The sequence below is a fragment of the Sulfitobacter sp. W002 genome, from assembly GCF_025142135.1.
Lineage (GTDB): Bacteria > Pseudomonadota > Alphaproteobacteria > Rhodobacterales > Rhodobacteraceae > Sulfitobacter > Sulfitobacter profundi.
Window position 1 is genome coordinate 1,081,526 of sequence record NZ_CP081126.1, and the last position, 19,374, is coordinate 1,100,899.

Sequence of the window (19,374 nt, forward strand, 5' to 3'; positions counted from 1 at the left end):
GCCTTCCAACAGACAAAAGCCAGTGGGGTAGCCATGGGCAATGCACAGACACATGCCGCGCCGGTTCTCGCGCTTGATGGCATCTCAAAGATATTTCCAGGCGTCAAAGCGCTCGATGACATCACGCTTGAGCTTTATGCGGGGCAGGTAACGGCGTTGATCGGTGAAAACGGGGCGGGCAAATCGACCGTGGTGAAAACGCTCACTGGTATTTATCAGCCAGATGGCGGGCGCGTTCTCTTGGATGGAAGCGAGATCCATTTTGCCACCGCGCAGGATGCCTCCGCCGCTGGCGTGACTGCGATTCACCAGGAAACCGTGCTCTTCGACGAAATGTCTGTCGCGGAGAACATTTTTCTTGGTCACGCGCCGAGAGGTCGCCTTGGTCTCATTGACCGTCCGGCCATGCAAGTAAAAGCGCAAGATATTCTTGACGGCATCGGCGCGCAGATCGACGCAGGCGTTCGTCTCAAAGACCTTGGTATCGCGTCACGCCACCTCGTTGCGATCGCCCGGGCCCTCTCTGTCGAAGCCCGCGTTGTGATAATGGATGAACCAACTGCCGCACTCGGCCGAAAAGAGATTGAAGAACTCTATGAGCTTGTCGGAAAGCTTAAAGCGCAGGGCAAGGCCATCCTGTTCATCTCTCATAAGTTCGACGAAATTTTCCGCATCGCCGATCGCTACACCGTGTTCCGTGACGGTCAGTTTATAGGCGCGGGCGATATGGCGAATATCACGGAAGCAGACCTTGTGAAGATGATGGTCGGGCGCTCTGTCGATCAGATTTTCCCCAAACGTGCCGCTGAGATTGGTGAAGATGTCCTCACCGTCGCGGGCTACAGCCACCCGACCGAGTTCGAAGACATCCATTTCAATCTGCGGCGTGGCGAAATTCTCGGATTTTACGGCCTTGTAGGTGCGGGCCGATCGGAATTTATGCAGAGCCTGATTGGCGTGACACGGCCCTCGAAAGGCGCAATCCGCTTGAACGACAAAGTTCGGGTGATCCGCTCTCCTGCCGATGCGATCGATGCGGGGATCGTCTATGTCCCCGAAGATCGCGGCAAACAGGGGGCGATCCTCGACATGCCGATTTTCCAGAATATCACCTTGCCGTCCCTACCTCGCCTGTCGAAAAACGGCTTCACCCAGATGGCCGAAGAATTCGCGCTGGCGCGTCAATATACCGAACGGCTCGATCTACGCGCGGCCTCGCTGGACACCACGGTAGGAAGCCTTTCTGGCGGGAACCAGCAAAAGGTGGTCATCGCTAAATGGCTGGCCACGCAGCCGACTGTCATCATCCTCGACGAGCCAACCAAAGGCATCGACATCGGGTCCAAGGCCGCCGTGCATGATTTCATGTCTGAACTCGCGTCCGAAGGGCTTTCTGTCATTATGGTCAGTTCAGAAATTCCCGAAATCCTTGGCATGTCAGACCGTGTGATCGTCATGCGTGAAGGTCGGGTCGTGGCCGAGCTGGAAGGCGAAGATCTTACTCCCGAAACCCTCGTCCGCCACGCGGCGGGTATCTCACGTAAAGGAGAGGCGGCATGACTTTGTTGAAATCCCGTGAGGCGATCCTTGTTGGTGCGATACTGCTTCTGCTGGTCCTTGTCGCAAGCCGTTTCCCCGGGTTCATCACCCCTTCTAACCTTGTGACCGTGTTTACGGACACCGCTCCTCTGATCATTCTCGCGCTCGGGCAGATGGTTGTGATCCTGACTCGCGCCATTGACCTGTCGGTGGCGGCAAACCTCGCGCTAACCGGTATGGTCTGCGCGTTGATCAACATGGCATTCCCCGGTGTGCCGGTAGTGGTTTTGGTCGCGCTTGCGCTAGGGCTTGGCGCAGTCATGGGCGCTGTAAATGGTGTTCTGGTCTGGAAACTGTCGATCCCGCCGATTGTCGTGACGCTGGGCACTATGACAATTTTCCGCGGCATCATTTTTCTTTTGACCAACGGAAGCTGGGTGAATTCTCACCAGATGAGCGCCGCGTTCAAAGCTTTGCCGCGCGAGAGCATTATCGGTGTGCCGGTCCTGGGATGGATCGCCGTGATCGTGACTTTGATCCTTGGCGTCGTGATGAGCAGGACCACATTGGGCCGCGCCTTTTTCGCGGTGGGGGGCAACCCGCATGCAGCGGTTTATACCGGCATCAATGTTGGCCGGACACAGTTCCTCGCTTTCGTGATTTCGGGCATGCTCGCCGGTCTCGCCGGGTATCTCTGGGTGGCGCGCTACGCGGTTGCCTATGTGGATATCGCTGGCGGTTTCGAGCTGGATGTCGTTGCCGCCTGTGTGATTGGCGGCGTGTCCATCGCGGGTGGCGTGGCCACAGTCGGGGGCGCGCTTCTGGGCGCGCTGTTTCTTGGGGTCATTAAGAATGCGCTGCCCGTAGTTGACGTCTCGCCCTTCTGGCAACTCGCCATTTCCGGGGCCGCGATCATCATTGCTGTGACCTTCAATTCGCGCGCCGGTCGCTCGAAAGGCCGCGTCATCCTTAAATCAGCGGAACATGCACAATGAGCTTTGCAAAGACACAACCGCAACCGACCCGTCATATCCCCGACCGGCTCAACACATCGCTGGCGCGCACCCTAAGAAGTTGGGAAAGCCTTTTACTGTTAGTGGCGATCGGAATTTTCATCCTCAATAGCTTTGCCTCGCCCTACTTCCTGAACGCGTGGAACCTATCAGATGCGACGTTCAACTTTACCGAAAAGGCGATGATCGCTTTTGCGATGGCGCTTTTGATCATCGCGGGCGAGATTGACCTGTCGGTGGCGTCCATCATAGCGCTTTCGTCTACGGCGATGGGGGTGGTGATGCAGGCGGGACTTGGCGCGCCCGCGATTGTTGCAACGGGTCTCGTGACCGGCCTGCTTTGCGGCGCATTTAACGGGGTTCTGGTCACACGCTTGGGGCTTCCGTCCATTGTCGTGACCATCGGGACCATGAGCTTGTTTCGCGGTATCAGCTATATCGTGTTGGGCGATGGCGCGTTCCGTGGCTACCCGGCGGACTTTGCGTTTTTCGGGCAAGGCTATGTCTTCTGGGTGATTACGGTGGAAATGGTGATCTTCGCGATCCTTGCCGTGATCTACGGCATGGTACTGCATAAAACCAACTTTGGCCGCGCGGTCTATGCCATCGGCAACAATGCTACCGCCGCGACCTTTTCCGGCATTCGCGTTGAGCGAGTGAAATTGATTCTGTTTCTGCTTACAGGATTGATGTCGGGTTTGGCGTCCGTATGTCTGACCTCACGTTTGGGGTCGACACGGCCGTCCATCGCGTCAGGCATGGAACTGGAGGTCGTTACCATGGTGGTTCTCGGCGGGGTCAGTATTCTCGGGGGGGCAGGAACGATCCCCGGTGTCGTAATTGCGGCCTTTGTCATGGGGCTGGTGACCTTCGGACTTGGCCTGTTGAATGTGCCCGGAATTGTGATGTCCATCGTGGTCGGCGCGCTCTTGATCGGAGTGATCGCCTTGCCCCGAATCTACCAGAACCTGCGGAGGAAATGATGGAGAAATACGCCTTCCGAATGGTCCTGAACGAAGGGTGTCTGGATGAGTACCGCAAACGCCATGACGAGATCTGGCCTGAGTTAATCAAGCTGCTCCAAGACGCGGGTGTGGAAGATTATTCTATCCATTACGATCCCGAAACGCGGCATCTTTTCGGGGTGCTTTGGCGGCGCGACGATCATGGCATGGGGGCGCTGCCGGACAATCCGGTAATGAAACGCTGGTGGGCGCATATGGCGGACATCATGGAGACCCACGCCAACAACCGCCCGAAAGACCAGCCGCTTGAAACCGTGTTCCATTTGCCATGACCACACCCCGTCATATCGCCGTTCTCGATGTCGGAAAGACTAACGTCAAGCTCGCGCTCGTCGATGGTGACAGTCTCTCGGAAATCGCGGTCTTCACCCGCCCGAACACCGTTTTGAAGGGACCTCCTTGGCCGCATTTCGATCTTGAGGGACATTGGGAATTCTTCCTAAACCATCTCGCGAAGCTTCATAAAAGCCAGGGGATTGACGCCATTTCCGTGACCACCCATGGTGCCGCAGCAGTCCTGCTTGATGCGGCGGGCGATCTCGCCGCGCCGATGCTCGACTATGAGTACGATGGGCTGGACACATTGGCCGCACACTATGACGCACTTCGTCCGCCGTTCTCCGAAACCGGTTCACCGCGTCTTGGCATGGGGCTTAACCTCGGCGCGCAGCTTTACTGGCAATTCCGGACCGATCCGACCCTTAAGGACCGCGTCGCCCATGTGCTTACCTATCCGCAATACTGGGGTTTTCGCCTGACTGGACAAATGGCAACGGATGTCACTTCTTTGGGTTGTCACACTGACCTCTGGAACCCGTGGGCGGGTCAGTTCTCCTCTCTCGTTGCGCGGCTTGGCCTCGCGGACAGCCTTCCTCTAGCGCATCCCTCGGGTGATGTGCTGGGGACAGTAACCTCGGACATCGTTGCGCGCACCGGCCTGTCGCAGGATACGCCAGTGGTTTGCGGCATCCATGATTCCAACGCTTCTCTTCTGCCGCATGTCTTGGGTCGTATTGGGGCGTTTTCCGTTGTGTCTACCGGCACGTGGGTGGTGGTTATGTCCGTCGGGGGGCAGGCAACCTCGCTCGACCCGGGCCGCGATACGCTTGTGAATGTCAATGCTCTTGGACAGGCCGTGCCCTCGGCCCGGTTCATGGGGGGGCGGGAATATGAGATCATCCGCGCTGGCGCTGATACGCGTGTAACCGATGCAGATCGCGCGTTGGTACTTGCTGACGAGATCATGCTTTTGCCTGCGGTCGAGCCGGGATCAGGACCGTTCAGGGGGCGCGCAGCCACTTGGACAAAAGAACCGCAGGGGCAGGGGCAGCGCATGGCCGTGCTCGGGTTCTATCTCGCACTCATGACCAAGACCTGTCTTGATCTCGTCGGCGCGGACGGTCCGGTGATCGTCGAAGGCCCTTTCGCCGGCAACCGGGAATATCTCGACATGCTTGCTTCACTGCACAGAGGAGGGGTCGAGATTGCGGTATCCACAACCGGCACCTCCGTCGGCGCCGCCATGTTGTTCGCCGAGGATTCTGTTCCGCCACACACCCGTCAGGTTGCGCCTGCGCAAAGCCCGTTGCTTGCGCATTACGCTGCGGCCTGGCGCGCCAGAGTTGAACAGGAGGTGACATGCGCCTAACCGATTGTCACAACGTCCAAGACTTCCGCAGCTTGGCTCAGCGCCGTCTTCCTAGCCCGATCTTCAATTACATTGACGGTGGTGCGGATGACGAAGTTACCATGCGCAGGAATACGAAAGCCTTCGAGAGCGTTGATCTCGTGCCTAACGTGCTGCGCGGTGTGACCGATGTCGATCTCTCGACCGAAATCATGGGGCAGAAGCTCGATCTTCCGGTTTATCTGTCGCCGACCGCGCTACAGCGCTTGTTCCATCACGAAGGCGAACATGCCACAGCGGCAGCGGCGGCAAAATTCGGGACGATGTTCGGGGTTTCGTCTCTGGGCACGGTCTCAACGGCCGAACTGGCGGCGAAACACGAGACGCCGCAGGTCTACCAATTCTATTTCCATAAAGATCGCGGTCTCAATTCTGTAATGATGCAGAAGGCAAAAGAGAGCGGCATCAATGTCATGATGCTCACCGTCGATAGCATTACTGGCGGAAACCGCGAACGTGACCTGCGTACGGGCTTTTCTATCCCATTTCGCCTAACCTTGGGCGGTTTGATCCAGTTTGCGATCAAACCAATGTGGGGAATCAACTATCTTACCCATGAGAAGTTCAGCCTGCCGCAGCTCGACGCCCACATCGACATGAAGGGCGATACGCTTTCCATCGGACGCTATTTTACAGATATGCTCGACCCGTCGATGAACTGGGACGATGTTGAACACATGGTCAGCGAGTGGGGCGGGCCGTTCTGCCTCAAAGGCGTTATGAGCGTAGAGGATGCAAAGAAGGCCGCCGAGATTGGGTGTCAGGGCATCGTGCTTTCGAACCACGGCGGTAGACAGTTGGACGGATCACGGACAGCTTTCGATCAGCTTGACGAGATCGTTCAAGCGGTCGGCGAAAAGATCGACGTGATGGTTGATGGTGGATTCCAGCGCGGAACTCATGTTCTCAAGGCGCTGGCGATTGGTGCGAAAGCAGTAGGTCTGGGCCGTGCTTATCTCTACGCGCTTGCGGCAGCAGGTCAGCCGGGGATCGAGCGCATGCTAGCCCAGCTCACCGCCGAAATTACCCGCGACATGCGCCTTATGGGCGTGACACGGGTCGCTGATCTCAAGCTAGATATGCTCCGGTTTTGGTAAGGGCGGGATCGCGGGACATTGCGGCAAGACTGGCTCGGCGAATGTTCGGTTGCGACTCATTGTATCTTAAATCCTACCGCATTCTGTGCTCGACACGAAGACCCCCTTGTCCAATGATGCGATGTCGCGCAAGCTTCCATTGTAACAATACAATCTTACTGCTAGGCAAGCAGCTGATATAGTCGTGCCGGCGGGACCAGCTCCCCCTGGAGTGCCTGCCGCAGCCAATCCGAAAGCTGATGCCCCCCCCAAACCATGCTGTCGCGCGACATCCGCCACCCGGACGCCCGGCTGAAAACTCTCGCCACAATCCGGGATTTTACATCATCCGGCCACCGCCGATATCCACGTGTGTCCGCGGCACAACCTCAATGAAGCGGTCAAACCCATTCCCGCCATCCGCCATCACCATCTCCTTCTGAATGCTCAGAGAGAAACTCGCCTCTCAATCAGCGTGGCGGAACCGTGGAAATCAATGGGACGGGGACGGCGCTTACACTTCTCCTGCGGCACCACCACATTGATCTCAACCAACGGGTCCTTTTTTGCGTCAAGGCTCCCATAGCGATCGGAAGGATCAAAGAAACTCATCTTCGTCATTGCCATCTCCTTTGTGCCAGTTCTTCCCATCATGGGAGTGAGAACAATTTTTTGAGGTGCCCATACGCAGCTTGTAGAGACCGGATCGGGATTCTCAACTCAAAGACGGTCAGAAACTCTCGGATGGGAGCTGACGAAAGACCTACACGCTAGACGATATGCAAAGGCTTTCGCGCGCGTCTTATGAGATGGGCTTCAATTTTAATACATACAGCGAGCGCATCGCGGAAGCTATGGACAGTCAATCTGTAATTATGCCGATCTGGTGTGTCATCATTCCGTCAAATCCGGTTGCAGTATTCGATTATAGGAGGGGGTGTGCTGACGTGTATTGCTTGATTTTGTCTGCTTTCGTGTTAATGATGTGAAATAAGATATCACACTCAGGGGATAAGACCATGGAAGTTGTCGAGACAGACGAGATGCCAATTTTCGCGCAGAACCTCCAACGAATACTAGAGGAGCGCAACTTGCAGCAATCCGAAGTCGCCGAGGCCTCAGGGCTCAAGCGAGACGCCTTCGGGAGATATTACCATGGCAAGACCCCGCCGCCCGCGAAAAAGCTGATCGCGATCGCCCGGGCGCTCAAGGTCAAGCCATCCGATATCAACCCTGACGCCACCGGGCTGGATGATGTCGAGATGACAGAGATCGAGGGAGATCCGATCTATCAGATGACGCCAGCGATGAGTCGGCGGGCGGGCTATCTTATGCTCCGCATCAACACAGAACTCCCGGCCGGGATGGCCGTGCGCATCGTCGAAGAGATCGAGCGCCAGCTCCAGACAGAGACCAAAGGGGCAGGGTGAGAGAAAAGGAATAAGGCTGGATGAGTAAGGTCAAAGAACGAAATATCTACATTTTGAAAGTTCCGGGACGGGACGCTTGGCATATCAGAGACGGCAAGCGCCGCATCTCAACTGGAGAAATGTCTCGTGGTGCCGCAACTCGTAAGATGATGAAATACATCGAAGAGGTCAGCGGGTCAGCTTCCGGATCTGAACTGGAGACCATCGGCGATGTCATCGATCACTGGATCGAGGTCAAAAAACCCGGGATGCTGATCAATGGCATGTGGGACAAGAAATGGAAGTTTGTCATCGGCACAATCAAGCGCCACGCCGAAGACGTTCAGCTCTCCGCGGCCGGCTATAAGTGGTCCAAGACATACGCAGCAGCACGCCGTGCAGAAGGCGTCAAGGGGCCCACGATCCGCCAGGAGCTGAGCACCATCAAAGCCGCATGGAAGCTTTCTGTGGACCATGAGATGCTCACCCTGCCGCCCAAGGCTTTCGATCTTCCAGATGCCTCAGCGCCGCGCGAGCGATGGCTGACAAGAGAAGAGGCCGCCAGCCTGGTTGAGGCCAGTATCGCTCCGCATATCCGTCTGTTCATCGAGCTGGCCCTGGCCACCGCAGGCCGGCATGGCGCCATCCTGGAACTGCAATGGCATCAGATCCATTTCGACAAGGCTCAGATCGATCTGCGCGTGTCGCCTGATGAAGATGAAGATGTGAGAGTAAGGCGCAAGAAGAGGGCTATGGTTCCGGTCTCGGATCGCATTGTTGAGATCCTCAGAGAGGTCCGTGAGAACACCGCGGGTGATCATGTGATCGAATATCACGGCAAACCTCTCAAGAGCGTCTGGAAGGGCGTAAAAATGACAGTCAAGCGCGCCGGGCTACCTGACAATGTGACGCCGCACATCCTGCGCCATACGGCCGCCACATGGATGTGCCAAGCGGGTGTGGACCTTTGGCAGGTGGCGGGTTTTATGGGTCATTCATCGACAAAACAGGTCGAGCTCACATACGGCCATCACTGCCCGGATCACATGATAGAGGCACGCGAAGCCCTCACATAAGCTGAAAAGATCAGCGCCTGATCGTTTTGTGATGTCGTTTAATAATAGGGAACAGCTAAATGCTGTATATAACCGATCATGGATTTCGTCCATGATGGTTAAACGATCATCAAAAAAATTACATCAGGATAAACAAAAGTGCGCCCTCCTCGGACGCCCTTTTTCTCATTTTAGATCAGAATGGCACTTCAATGTCCTGCTCATCTTTCGCCACTTCAGGGGTCTCCGCAGGCTTGCTGAGGATCGCATGCAAATCGGCATCTGCGCTCTTCTGCTTCTTGACCGTCTTGCCATCATCGATCAGGCCGTTCTTGAAATCCTCCACGCTCGGCGCGCCTGCATTGAAGGGAAGCTTGTAGTTCTTGTTGCCCTTAATCTCGCGCATCCTCTTCTCATGCTCATGCTGGTTCGCGTAGTCACCCTCAGGCACATCCCAGACGCCGCCCGTGCCTGTCCGGCCCGTGGTGCAGCGCACGATGATGTTCTCAGCTTCTAGTCCCTCCAAGACATTCGAGATAAGACCATCCTCAATGTTATCGGGGAAGAACTCGGCCAGGGCGGCGCGGCTCAGAGTTTCCACAGATGTCGCCGATTTCTGGGAGATCGCGAAGGGGCGGCGGATCTGCGCGGCCAGCTTGATATAGTTCGGCAGATTATTGTGCAGGACACCGCGGATGGCTGTGTTCGCCTCTTTCTGGACCTTGATCAGCGGCTTGCCTGTGCCGTCAATCGCTACAAAATTGCGGTGCTCATGTGAGCGCAGAACAGGGAAGATGCTGCCACTCAGCTCACAGCCCGGGACATTGGTCTTCACCGCGGCCATCATGGGCGCATCTTTCTCGGCGGCGTTCAGGTTCGTATAGGCATTCTGTGAGGCGAAGAGCATCACGATGGCATGGCGCGCGGCATCAATCAGAGAGCCAGACCCTTTGAGCAATGAGAGCATCTCGCCTGGCGCGCTCTTTGGTGAAACCTTGTCTTGCCCACCCTTGTTGAGGTGAGCCGTCATGACAACTGCCGCCCCAGAGTTCCTTGCCAGTTTGCGCAACTCCGACATTGTCGCATAGGCCACATTGCTCGAGTTGTAATCAGCGCGGCTCAAAGAGGACAGCGTGTCCATTGCAACGAAGTCCGGCTTGTACTCGATCAGATCCTTCCACAGCGAGCGACCGGAATCCGTCAGGGTTCCATCTTCGCTTGAAAAGAGAGGCTCAGGATTTTCCCGGGTGTCGTTGAACTCTTCCCAGCTGACGATCTTCAGATTACCTGAGCGCTGACCTGTAGTGGCCTCCTCCATGTTTTTCAGCTCATACCGGATCTTGCGGCCAAGACCATCGCCGGCCTCTTCACCGAAGATCAGAACAACCCGGAGCGGGCGGTCGTGCTGGCGCGCGCCGAACATCTCAAATTTACCGGTCGCCGATGCACCGATGGCGGCCTTCAAGATTGAGGTTGTCTTACCGCTGCCGCCGGCAACGCCGAAGAGCGTTGGGACGCCCATCGGGATGAGGTGCCCGTCGATATACTCCTGCGGTTTGATATCCCGCGTGATCTTATCGATGTTCAGGCATGCGCTATTCAGGAAGTCCATGTTGTGTCTCTTTTCTTTTTTCGTGTAGTGCGTAGGGGAGGGAGGACTAACCGTAAGGTCAGACCCTGTTGATCGGAGTGATGATGGGTTCCAGGCCATTGGAAAGGTCCCACTCTTCAGTAAGAAGCTGTGCATCGCCGACGGGATCATTACTGAACAAGGACACGCCCGCCTGGATCATGCATGCCTCTGAATGATGTTTTGCGGCATCCAGGGAGAGCACCAAGATCGCCAGGGCGCGCTTGGAATAGGGTGCAACCCGACCACTGCGGAATGTCTTTCGGATCTCATCTGAGCGCCTCATAAGGGATGCGCGCAAATGGTGGAAAGCTGCGGTGAGCATGGATGCATCAGCCGAACCGGGCTCGATCACCTCAAGTCGCCACTGACCATCTGTCAGGGCATACTCGATCAGCGACGCCGTGCCCGCAGTGAAGAGCATCAACTCTGCGAAATCGATTGCGCCGGTGTTGGAACCGGAGATTGGCGTGTGCGAGAAGCCGACCGAGCGATTGATCGTGCCTTCCTCAATAACGCGACGCGTGAGGCTTTGCACATCTTCGATGACCTGAGCTGCGATGAGCCCCTCTACATCTCGCACGCGATTAAGTGCTGTGATTGAGCGCCGCTTTGGGGGGTTGCTCGTCGAAAAGATCCTTCATGTTTCTGCTCCTGCTGGATTGACCTCTTGATATGACCAATATCCCGCAAAATTGGAAAAACCCGAAACTAATAATATTTCATTATGTCCCGTTTTGATCGGGAGGATTCGTGACAAGACCAATTAAATAACAATTAATTATGTATTCGATGTAGCGATAAATCTCTCGTTATTCTGGTCGGTAAGTCGTTTTCAGGCGATATGATGTATGATGTGGAAAAGCGGAGGCTGCATGACAAACGAACAAATCCTCAAATTCGCAAAACAGTACCCCGGACGCATCGATGGACGTATCGGACCCAAGACCCGTGCCGGCATTAGTGAGGTCCTGAAAAACCATCCAGAAACAAAGGGTTGGAATATCGATCGGCGCCGTATTGCTGCTGCTCAAGTGATGCTTGATGAGCATGGATATGAGCCTGGCGCTATTGATGGCTTTGATGGCCACAACACTGAAAGCGCTTGACTTGCATACGACCGGCAGCACCGTGCTGGCGCACCTCTGGTGATCGATCGCAGTGCCACTGGCACCCTTCAAGGGAGCTGGCCTCGGCAGGATGATCTTGAGCGTTTTTACGGACCCGCTGGCGGTTCTGAGGCAACTGTTGGAAAAGTGACTTTACCAATCCTATTCAGGCTCGCCTGGAATCCTTCACAAACTATTTCGCGCTTTTCCTGTCATGAGAAGGTTGCCGGTCCTCTGACTGCGATCTTCGAGGAGGCTGTGGAGCATTACGGCGAGGATGAGTTCCGCCGTCTGCGCCTCGACCGGTTCGGTGGGTGTTTCAATGATCGCAATATGCGGGCGGCTCTAAGAAGTCGACGCACGCTTATGGCATCGCTGTGGATTTGGATCCGATCAACAATCAACTGCGCTGGACATCGCGCCGGGCAAAGTTCGCCAAGCCTGAATATGAGGCCTTCTGGCAGATCGTTGAGCGTCATGGTGGCGTGAGCCTGGGTCGCGAAAAAGATTTCGACTGGATGCATTTCCAGTTCGCCCGGGTGTGAAGCGTTGATGAATGTGCTGCGCTCCAGCTGTCAGAGCCTTTCTCGCACTCTTTGTGTGTCTCAGCCTGGGCGTGACCGTCAAGACGCTCCTCACTCTGTTCTCGACGCCCAGCGTCTGCGTGCAAGTCCCTCAATCCATGATCGGATCAGCTGATGAAGTTCTCCCCCTTCGCCTATTTAGCCCTGGCATTTCTTCTTTCACTCTGCCTGACCATTGCCCTCGCCGTGATGATCGTCAGAAGTGATCGCGCTGCGATGTATCGTCATGACGAGCTTAAGGGCGGCATGGTCAACATTTTCCGCAATCAGCACATGCTCTCGCAGACCTGTAAGCCGGGGATCGAACTGTGACCGAGCCGCGCGCCAAGACATACAAGAGAGAACTCGCCACAGCCCTCCTAGCCTTTGTGTGTGGCCTAGCCGTCGCCGCGGTTGGCGGCCCCTCTGTGCCTGCCATGGAGGCGCTGCGCATCATGATCGCGCCTGTCTTCCTCTTCGCTGCCGGTGCTTTTGGCCTTGATGAAATGTCCAAGAATATGAGGCCGAAATGATCTTCGCTATTCTGAACGCAATTGGCGGCCGCGCGATGGCTTGGCTCCTTGTTCTTGCCGTTGGTGCTGGGGCGACATTTTGGACCACAAATTTGTGGGGCAGAATGCAGGACGCGAAGATCCAGATCGAGACCCTCGAGGCTGAAAGAGATGCCGCGCGTCAGGCGGCTGATGATGTTGCCAAGCGCGCAGAGCAAGCCCTGGAAGCCGCAAAGCGGGCCGCTGAGGCGCTGCAGGGCAGGCTGGAGAGGCTGAGCCAGGCGCCGCGCGATGAGTGGCTTGAGAAGCCCTTGCCGCCTGAATTTTGGGAATAGTGAAAGAGAAGAAATGGGCAGGATGAGGAGGGTTAAGATGAGGCTGATGATGCTCGCGATGGCGGCAGCTGTGGCCGGCTGTGCCAAAGAGGTCGAGGAGGTCTATTCGCCGCCGCGGGTGACTGTGAAGTGCCCGGACCCCGAGGCGCGCAAGAAGATCGGCCCTGGCTCCAATGTCTATGACATCGGCCGCGCGCACGCCTATGCCATTGATGGCTGGACGCGATGCTACGACGCAGCCCGGATCAACGCTCAGTGAATAAAGTGGCTCTCTTCTGAGGGGGCTAAGCGATCGATGATCCGGATGATGTGCCGCAAACTGAACCCCGGCGTGCTGTGAGTATCGAGAATAAAGCTACGCACAGCACGGAGCATCTCCGGATCATCAGGGCATAGGACCTCAGTCGCCTCCAGATAATCCTCGAGCGATAAGCCTGGCACCTCGATCACCTCAAGCCGCGTCAGGAATGGCGCTGGTAACATATCGATGTCATTGCCGGTCATCATCCAGTTGATCCGCGACATATCACAGACCAAGCCAGAGGCCGGGCAGCGGAAGGCCTTAGCGGATGAGGGTTCCAACATTGGAAAGAGCGCTGAGATCATCGATGTGTTGAGCCCGTTCGCGGTATTCACCCCGCCCATCGCTTTCTCGACTTCGTTGATCGTGATCACCGGGTTGGCGATACCATGCTCAGCGATGAGCCGCAGGGGCTCGCCGATCTGCCGAGTCGAGAAGCCGGATTCCACACCGGTCACGCGGAAAGACGCAGAGCCCGCGCCGGCGTCCATTTCAAGATTTGGGCATCCTGTCTCTTCAGCGATAATCGATGCCAGCTCAGACTTACCGGTGCCACCTGGGCCCCAAATCATCATCGGTGGCGCCGAGTATCCGATCACGCCCGCCGCAGCCCGTCCGCGCGCGTGTCGCCAGATCCGCTCTGTCACATGGCGCAGCCAGGGCGCACGCGAATGAACGCGGGCGAAGACCTCATCGACCTGATGCGTGGAGCGCGGGCCAGCCAGGGACAGGGGGCCCGCGCCACCGGTTAGGAAGTTCTTCAGGTCTTTATCTTTGTCGATCGGCAGGGGCCCGGGATGACCTCTTCTCACGCGATCCTCTGCGCGCTTGGAGAGAATATCCTGAACAGTCTTTGAGATGCGCAGGAACTTCTCGACAGTCGTGCAGAACATATCGATGGTGCCATCCATCGTCATCGGCAGAGAGATCGAGCTGGAGTGCCCGCGGATTTGCAGCGTTGCCGCGGCAAGCGCCACCTCATCAAACTCACAGAAATCACGATCCACAACATGAGGGGCTGTGATGTCCTCATCTTCAATGATGACCAGATCATCCAAGCACAGGTCATGCTGAGCAACAATGCCGCGCACGATCTTGAGCCGTGCCCGATGCATGCGCCGACACTCATCTTTGAGTTCGGCCTCATACATCTTTGAGCGGTCGCCCGGAATGGTGAAGACGGTCAGCTTGTCGTCCATCATTGACCACCAAGAGCCGACGCGAGGTTTAGCGCGATCTCGACAAGGTCGCCGCCGAGAACAAGCAGGTTGGCCGTAATAATGGCGGATGTCGTCTGCAGCTGCTGCACATGATAATGGGGCATCTGAAACTCTCCTCTCTATTCATTCACATCTATCAGGCCCCGGTCTTATGTCAATTTATTTCCTACGATAATCATACGAATTTCATAGGGAGTGGTCACGAGTACATTTGAACGCATAAAAAAGACCCCGGATCGCGAAGACCCGGGGCAAGGTAACATGGACGAACTCAGATGCGGATCGTTTCTCTTCCGATCAGCTTCTGATAAGCCTTAATAACATACACATGCGCAAATCGCCGCGGTGTCAAACGAAATCATACAATTTATCACGGCGACCTCCCCTGCTAAGGGAGTAGGCCCGGAAGGGTCTCGAGGGTTCGAATCCCTTCGTCTCCGCCACCCAGACCAAACCTGTGGCACTGCGCCCTGCGTGGGCCATCTCTCCCCAATTCCACCCAACGTACCCCCGCTTTGCGAATTCGTTACATTCGCGCGGCACGGTTTTGGCAGCCCTCCGCCTTATTCTCGGCAGATTTTTAGGCGAGCATTCTCACCATCCGGGGGGACCAAATCCTAGGCGGTTGCAGTGGCGCGATGCCCTGTCGCCATGCGAAAGGGAGGTTCCAGATGTTGGTTAACGTTAGAGACTGGTCTCGTATCCTGCACAATTGCATCTTTTCCGATGCCGACCAGTCGCTTTGTGCAAGGGCATGGCAATATCGAGAGGCGAGCCGTCTTTGGGCCCTCTGGGTCGTGGTTTTCACCCCCTCTCATTGCGAACGAAGTTTCCGTCACCATCGCAAAATACTGCGGCTCAAGGCGCGCAGGTCGCAAGGGAACCGCGGTTGGCGCGACAGCAATCGGCCCTCTCTCTGACCTCGGAATTATTCTGCTGAGCAGTTGCATGCAGATGCATTCAGGTTCACTTTGCCGGCAACGCCACAGGCGGCCGGTTTGACCGCGCCGCTGGCCTTACCCAAGCAAAGGACAGCTATGCTCCGTCACGATCCCATCTACCCGTCCCACCGATCCCCCGTGGTTGCCGACAATGTCGTCGCGACCTCTCAGCCACTGGCCACGCAGGCCGGGCTTTTGATGATGCAGCAGGGGGGCAATGCGGTGGATGCGGCGATCGCCACCGCCGCGGCGCTGACGGTGGTGGAGCCGACGGGCAATGGGCTGGGGTCTGACGCCTTCTGTATCCTGTGGGATGGCGAGAAACTGCACGGGCTCAACGCCTCGGGTCGGGCGCCTGCGGCATGGTCGCCCGAGCGGTTTCCGGATGGCATGGTCGAACATGGTTGGGACAGCGTGACCGTGCCGGGCGCGGTCAGTGCTTGGGTTGAATTGATGGAGAAGTTCGGCAAGCTTGATCTGGTGACCGTGCTGGCCCCGGCGATCCGCTATGCCGAAGAAGGCTTCCTCGTTTCGCCCACCATCGCGACGCTTTGGGCGCGCGGGGCCGAGGTTTTGGGCAAGCAGCCGGGCTTTGCCGAGACATTTCTGCCCGAGGGCCGCGCCCCGCGCGCGGGCGAGCGGTTCCGCAACCCCGGCGCCGCACGCACCCTGCGTCTGATCGCCGAAACCAATGGCCGCGCCTTTTACGAAGGCGAGATCGCCGAAGAGATCGTGGCCCATGCCAAAGCCAATGGCGGCGCGATGAGCATGGACGATCTGGCCGCCAACAAGCCCGAATGGTGCGGCACGATCAGCCAAAGCTTCGACGATGTGGATCTGCATGAGATTCCGCCAAACGGGCAGGGGATCGCCGCGCTCATGGCGCTTGGTATTCTGGAGCATAGCGACATTCGCACCCACGGGGCTGACGACCTGATGGCGGTGCATTTGCAGATCGAAGCCTGTAAGCTCGCCTATAGCGATCTGCATGCCTATGTGGCGGACCGGACGGCCATGACAGAGGTCGACGAAAAGGCGCTGCTTGATCCGGCGTACCTCAAATCTCGCGCGGCGCTGATCTCAGCCGACAAGGCGCAAGATTTCGGCGCGGGTGCGCCGAAACAGGGCGGCACGGTCTTGATGAGCACGGCGGATGCCTCGGGCATGATGGTTAGCTTTATCCAGTCGAACTACGCGGGCTTCGGCTCGGGCGTGGTGGTGCCGGGGACGGGGGTCTCGATGCAGAACCGTGGCTTTGGGTTCACCACCGAGGCGGGGCATCAGAATATCGTGGCGGGTGGCAAGCGGCCTTTCCACACGATCATCCCCGGTTTCGTGATGAAGCACGGCCAGCCCTTGATGGCCTATGGCATGATGGGCGGCCCGATTCAGGCGCAGGGCCATATGCAACTGCTGCTGCGCACGCAGCTTTGGGAGCAGGACGTTCAGGTCGCCGCCGATGCGCCGCGCTGGCGGATCCTATCGGGGCTGGAGGTGGCTTGCGAACCGGCGATGGCGCCTGATCTTTTGCAAGGGCTGCGCGATCTGGGCCATGTCGTCCATGTCGAAGCGCCTGACAATGCTTTCGGTTTTGGCGGGGCACAATTGGTGCAGCGCTTGCCCGAAGGCGGCTATTCCGCCGGGTCCGATCCCCGCAAAGACGGGCAGGCGGCGGGATTCTAAACCGCAGGGTATCTGCCCTCAGTAGGATTGGCATGGCCCGGTATCGGGCCATGCCATTTTATTTTGAACGCTCAGCCCTGAGCGCGTTTCGCATCAACCGACCATGGCCCCGGACCGGCAGCCGCAAGGTAGAGGAAGCCGAAGCTGTAAAGCGCGGCCAGTTCACCGCCATTCAGCATCGGGAAAAACCCCTGCGGCATATGTGCGATGAAATAGGCCGCAGCCATCAGACCGCTGAGGATAAAGGCCGACAGTCGCGAGAACAGGCCGATCACCAGCAAGACGCCGAAGATCAGTTCAATCACGCCCGCGATGCCACCTAAGGAGGCGATCGACACGCCGCTCATCTGGCTGGTCGGGAAGCCGAGAATTTTGCTCGTGCCATGTTGCAGGATCAACAGGCCCGACATGATGCGAAAAAGCGATAGTATCTGCGGCCGATATGGGGAGAGGAAGGTCATGATTTTCCCTTTCAGGACTTTGGGTTGTGCTCACCGGGCCAGTATCAATCCCAGTCCGCGCGACCCGTCCAGCCTCAAGCGCGGGGGAGGGGGATATGTCACGTACCTGTGATTTAGGCGCGCCCGAAACCGCGGGCGACAGAGGTTAATTTCAAGCAGAGGCAAATAATCGAAAAAAAATCGCTACAAAGGCCCAATTGCACTTGCGCACCCCGGACTGCCCGCGTTAAAGAGCCGCTGTCCGAAGGCGTTGCCCGAAAGACAGACATAGGCATTCCGGCGTAGCTCAGCGGTAGAGCAGTTGACTGTTAATCAATTGGTCGTAGGTTCGATCCCTACCGCCGGAGCCAATTTTCCCTATAATTTCAATCGCTTAGAGGATTTGCATTAGCACATCATCGGGCAATTGGAATTTGCGGAAGCATAGCGGAAGCAGCGCGCCCAAAAAACGTTGTGTTGATTTTTCACAACAGTCAATGAATCGTAAGGGTGAACAGAAAGCGACCAGCAAGAGGTTGTAAAAGCCTGAGACAAGCCCGGCCTACTTAAGATGTGTGCTTTGAGACCCAGACTCTTGTTATCCGCATTGTAGCATCACCGTACCAAAACCACGGTTGCACCGTTGCTCGCAGACCTAACCGGTCATCCATGGTCACCGCCGGTTTCGCAACGCAGCTTCACCGAAGCGGCCATTACCTGGGATGGCCGAAGACTGGTGTCACCTTTTCAATACGATATCTCTTCCTGAATTCGTGGAGCACCATTTCGAGCGTCGCCTCAAATGTGCTCTGATCAAACATCATCGTCTTCTTTGCTTCGTGAAGGTACCGCCAGTCGATAAATGCATCCTTGTGCTGGGTGAGAATGTCACGAATACCATAGTCGACGAATAGGGGGCTGGGGTGTTGTGGGTTCACTGATTGTTTGAATTCCTGATCAAGCTTCTGCTGGCTTTCTGGCAGCAAGGCATCAAACAGCTTTGTTAGGTCATGAGATTTGAGTACATTTGGATCGTCGTGATCGAAAACAAACCATGCCTTGAGCGCCAATTCCATTGAAAGGGCCAACAGCATTGGCTCCACGCCGATATGTTCGCGGTCTGCGCAGTCTTCAATCTCCCCATAGCTTTGGTCGGGAAAGCTCCTTGTCTTCCTCAGAACCGCCGTTGCGGCGTCTCCGATTCGAATAGCGGTCGATAAACGAGCGCTCATATCTAGTCCTCTTGCTTGCCTGTACTCAGACTGGAGGCCGAGGGGTTGTCATGCACGGCGACAATCTGCAAGGTTCCATGATGGCCCAAAGCCGCCGTTCGCGTCGCGCAATATATTCCGGAACAGCTTCCGAAAAGCGGACACTCGTAGCCGCGATAGACGCACGAAAAGAGCATGGTGATCGTGCTACACATACCCCGCTTAAAAGATTTGGGCGTCGAGCGAACGCACGCTTGTTGCCATACGCTTACTTGTCGCGATTAACGTTGTCTTTCTTTGAGGGATCGGGATTATCTCTAGCGTATTCACGTCCTTTGATTTTCACGACATGCGCATCTGGGTGCTCGCCTCTTTTGATCTCAGCCACAATGTTGCGCCGTGGAACATCTTTTCTGCCCCCAACATCATAATGTTCATTTCTCCCGCCTGGGCCGTCGCCTTTTCCTTTTATCTTAGTCATCTTGCCTTCCTCATTGATCAACCTTGAACCGAAGATAACAGCCGAGACGCGGGGGGCGTCAAATGCTCTGTCACCAATGATTCCCATAAGAAGATTAGCACGATTTGTCCCTAGAGTCTCGGAAGGCACAACATGTGGGAATAA

The 19,374-nt window shown here is 56.6% G+C and carries 23 protein-coding genes and 1 tRNA gene; 16 read left to right on the top strand and 8 right to left on the bottom strand.

Annotated elements, in window-relative coordinates:
• Positions 1-33 precede the first annotated feature (33 nt).
• From K3758_RS05350 to K3758_RS05375, 6 genes are read left to right on the top strand one after another with little or no spacing between them, the layout of a single operon-like run.
• Complete coding sequence (locus K3758_RS05350) at positions 34-1,560, top strand: sugar ABC transporter ATP-binding protein (RefSeq protein WP_259949976.1); 1,527 nt, start codon at positions 34-36, stop codon at positions 1,558-1,560.
• A complete protein-coding gene (locus tag K3758_RS05355) occupies positions 1,557-2,534 on the top strand; it encodes an ABC transporter permease (RefSeq protein ID WP_259948336.1) in 978 nt (325 codons plus the stop codon). Before K3758_RS05350 ends, K3758_RS05355 begins: the two co-directional genes overlap by 4 nt.
• Positions 2,531-3,535 (top strand): ABC transporter permease, encoded by a 1,005-nt coding sequence (locus K3758_RS05360; protein ID WP_259948339.1) that lies wholly within the window; start codon positions 2,531-2,533, stop codon positions 3,533-3,535. The genes K3758_RS05355 and K3758_RS05360 overlap by 4 nt, the downstream gene beginning before the upstream one ends.
• The gene (locus tag K3758_RS05365; protein ID WP_259949980.1) at positions 3,535-3,849 is read left to right on the top strand and encodes an L-rhamnose mutarotase; all 315 of its coding nucleotides are present in this window, start codon (positions 3,535-3,537) and stop codon (positions 3,847-3,849) included. The genes K3758_RS05360 and K3758_RS05365 overlap by 1 nt, the downstream gene beginning before the upstream one ends.
• Entirely contained in the window at positions 3,846-5,225 is a 1,380-nt protein-coding gene (locus K3758_RS05370; RefSeq protein ID WP_259948342.1) for an FGGY-family carbohydrate kinase, read from the top strand. The genes K3758_RS05365 and K3758_RS05370 overlap by 4 nt, the downstream gene beginning before the upstream one ends.
• Positions 5,216-6,361, top strand: coding sequence for an alpha-hydroxy acid oxidase (locus tag K3758_RS05375; RefSeq protein ID WP_259948356.1), 1,146 nt, complete (start codon positions 5,216-5,218; stop codon positions 6,359-6,361). Before K3758_RS05370 ends, K3758_RS05375 begins: the two co-directional genes overlap by 10 nt.
• A 426-nt stretch (positions 6,362-6,787) precedes the next feature.
• Here K3758_RS05375 and K3758_RS05380 read toward each other — a convergent pair whose 3' ends face one another.
• Complete coding sequence (locus K3758_RS05380; RefSeq protein ID WP_259950147.1) at positions 6,788-6,961, bottom strand: hypothetical protein; 174 nt, start codon at positions 6,959-6,961, stop codon at positions 6,788-6,790.
• Positions 6,962-7,359: 398 nt separating this feature from the next.
• On the opposite strand from K3758_RS05380, the gene K3758_RS05385 reads away from it, so the two are divergent.
• Both K3758_RS05385 and K3758_RS05390 read left to right on the top strand, forming a co-directional pair.
• On the top strand, positions 7,360-7,770 hold the full coding sequence (locus K3758_RS05385) for a helix-turn-helix transcriptional regulator (protein WP_259948359.1): 411 nt from the start codon (positions 7,360-7,362) through the stop codon (positions 7,768-7,770).
• Between the two features lie 20 nt (positions 7,771-7,790).
• Entirely contained in the window at positions 7,791-8,825 is a 1,035-nt protein-coding gene (locus K3758_RS05390) for a site-specific integrase (protein WP_259948362.1), read from the top strand.
• Positions 8,826-9,000: 175 nt separating this feature from the next.
• Here the strand turns inward: K3758_RS05390 and K3758_RS05395 are convergent, their stop codons facing one another.
• Both K3758_RS05395 and K3758_RS05400 read right to left on the bottom strand, forming a co-directional pair.
• Positions 9,001-10,416, bottom strand: a complete 1,416-nt coding sequence (locus K3758_RS05395) for an AAA family ATPase (protein ID WP_259948365.1) — start codon at positions 10,414-10,416, stop codon at positions 9,001-9,003.
• 58 nt (positions 10,417-10,474) lie between these two features.
• Positions 10,475-11,017: a hypothetical protein gene (locus K3758_RS05400; RefSeq protein ID WP_259948368.1), complete on the bottom strand. Its 543-nt coding sequence runs from the start codon at positions 11,015-11,017 to the stop codon at positions 10,475-10,477.
• Between the two features lie 292 nt (positions 11,018-11,309).
• Between K3758_RS05400 and K3758_RS05405 the strand changes: the two genes are divergently transcribed.
• From K3758_RS05405 to K3758_RS05430, 6 genes are all read left to right on the top strand, one after another.
• Positions 11,310-11,543 (top strand): peptidoglycan-binding protein, encoded by a 234-nt coding sequence (locus K3758_RS05405; protein WP_259948370.1) that lies wholly within the window; start codon positions 11,310-11,312, stop codon positions 11,541-11,543.
• 377 nt (positions 11,544-11,920) lie between these two features.
• On the top strand, positions 11,921-12,088 hold the full coding sequence (locus tag K3758_RS05410) for a hypothetical protein (RefSeq protein WP_259948371.1): 168 nt from the start codon (positions 11,921-11,923) through the stop codon (positions 12,086-12,088).
• Positions 12,089-12,241: 153 nt separating this feature from the next.
• On the top strand, positions 12,242-12,439 hold the full coding sequence (locus K3758_RS05415) for a hypothetical protein (protein ID WP_259948374.1): 198 nt from the start codon (positions 12,242-12,244) through the stop codon (positions 12,437-12,439).
• Positions 12,436-12,639: a hypothetical protein gene (locus K3758_RS05420; RefSeq protein ID WP_259948376.1), complete on the top strand. Its 204-nt coding sequence runs from the start codon at positions 12,436-12,438 to the stop codon at positions 12,637-12,639. The genes K3758_RS05415 and K3758_RS05420 overlap by 4 nt, the downstream gene beginning before the upstream one ends.
• Entirely contained in the window at positions 12,636-12,953 is a 318-nt protein-coding gene (locus K3758_RS05425) for a hypothetical protein (RefSeq protein WP_259948378.1), read from the top strand. Before K3758_RS05420 ends, K3758_RS05425 begins: the two co-directional genes overlap by 4 nt.
• Positions 12,954-12,990: 37 nt before the next feature.
• Positions 12,991-13,212 carry a hypothetical protein gene (locus K3758_RS05430; RefSeq protein ID WP_259948389.1) on the top strand — a complete coding sequence of 74 codons (222 nt, stop codon included), beginning with the start codon at positions 12,991-12,993 and terminating at the stop codon, positions 13,210-13,212.
• Here the strand turns inward: K3758_RS05430 and K3758_RS05435 are convergent.
• Together K3758_RS05435 and K3758_RS05440 are read right to left on the bottom strand one after the other, a co-directional pair.
• A complete protein-coding gene (locus K3758_RS05435) occupies positions 13,206-14,456 on the bottom strand; it encodes an AAA family ATPase (RefSeq protein ID WP_259948391.1) in 1,251 nt (416 codons plus the stop codon). The genes K3758_RS05430 and K3758_RS05435 overlap by 7 nt on opposite strands.
• Positions 14,453-14,578 carry a hypothetical protein gene (locus K3758_RS05440; RefSeq protein WP_259948393.1) on the bottom strand — a complete coding sequence of 42 codons (126 nt, stop codon included), beginning with the start codon at positions 14,576-14,578 and terminating at the stop codon, positions 14,453-14,455. Before K3758_RS05440 ends, K3758_RS05435 begins: the two co-directional genes overlap by 4 nt.
• Positions 14,579-15,511: 933 nt before the next feature.
• On the opposite strand from K3758_RS05440, the gene K3758_RS05445 reads away from it, so the two are divergent.
• Positions 15,512-17,098 carry a gamma-glutamyltransferase family protein gene (locus K3758_RS05445; RefSeq protein ID WP_259948395.1) on the top strand — a complete coding sequence of 529 codons (1,587 nt, stop codon included), beginning with the start codon at positions 15,512-15,514 and terminating at the stop codon, positions 17,096-17,098.
• Positions 17,099-17,169: 71 nt separating this feature from the next.
• Here the strand turns inward: K3758_RS05445 and K3758_RS05450 are convergent, their stop codons facing one another.
• Positions 17,170-17,559 (bottom strand): DoxX family protein, encoded by a 390-nt coding sequence (locus tag K3758_RS05450; protein ID WP_259948397.1) that lies wholly within the window; start codon positions 17,557-17,559, stop codon positions 17,170-17,172.
• A 275-nt stretch (positions 17,560-17,834) separates the two neighbouring features.
• Here K3758_RS05450 and K3758_RS05455 point away from each other — a divergent pair.
• Positions 17,835-17,909, top strand: a tRNA-Asn gene (locus K3758_RS05455).
• Positions 17,910-18,251: 342 nt separating this feature from the next.
• Here K3758_RS05455 and K3758_RS05460 read toward each other — a convergent pair.
• Both K3758_RS05460 and K3758_RS05465 read right to left on the bottom strand, forming a co-directional pair.
• The gene (locus K3758_RS05460; RefSeq protein WP_259948400.1) at positions 18,252-18,770 is read right to left on the bottom strand and encodes a hypothetical protein; all 519 of its coding nucleotides are present in this window, start codon (positions 18,768-18,770) and stop codon (positions 18,252-18,254) included.
• Positions 18,771-19,017: 247 nt separating this feature from the next.
• Positions 19,018-19,230, bottom strand: coding sequence for a hypothetical protein (locus K3758_RS05465; RefSeq protein WP_259948402.1), 213 nt, complete (start codon positions 19,228-19,230; stop codon positions 19,018-19,020).
• Between the last annotated feature and the right edge of the window lie 144 nt (positions 19,231-19,374).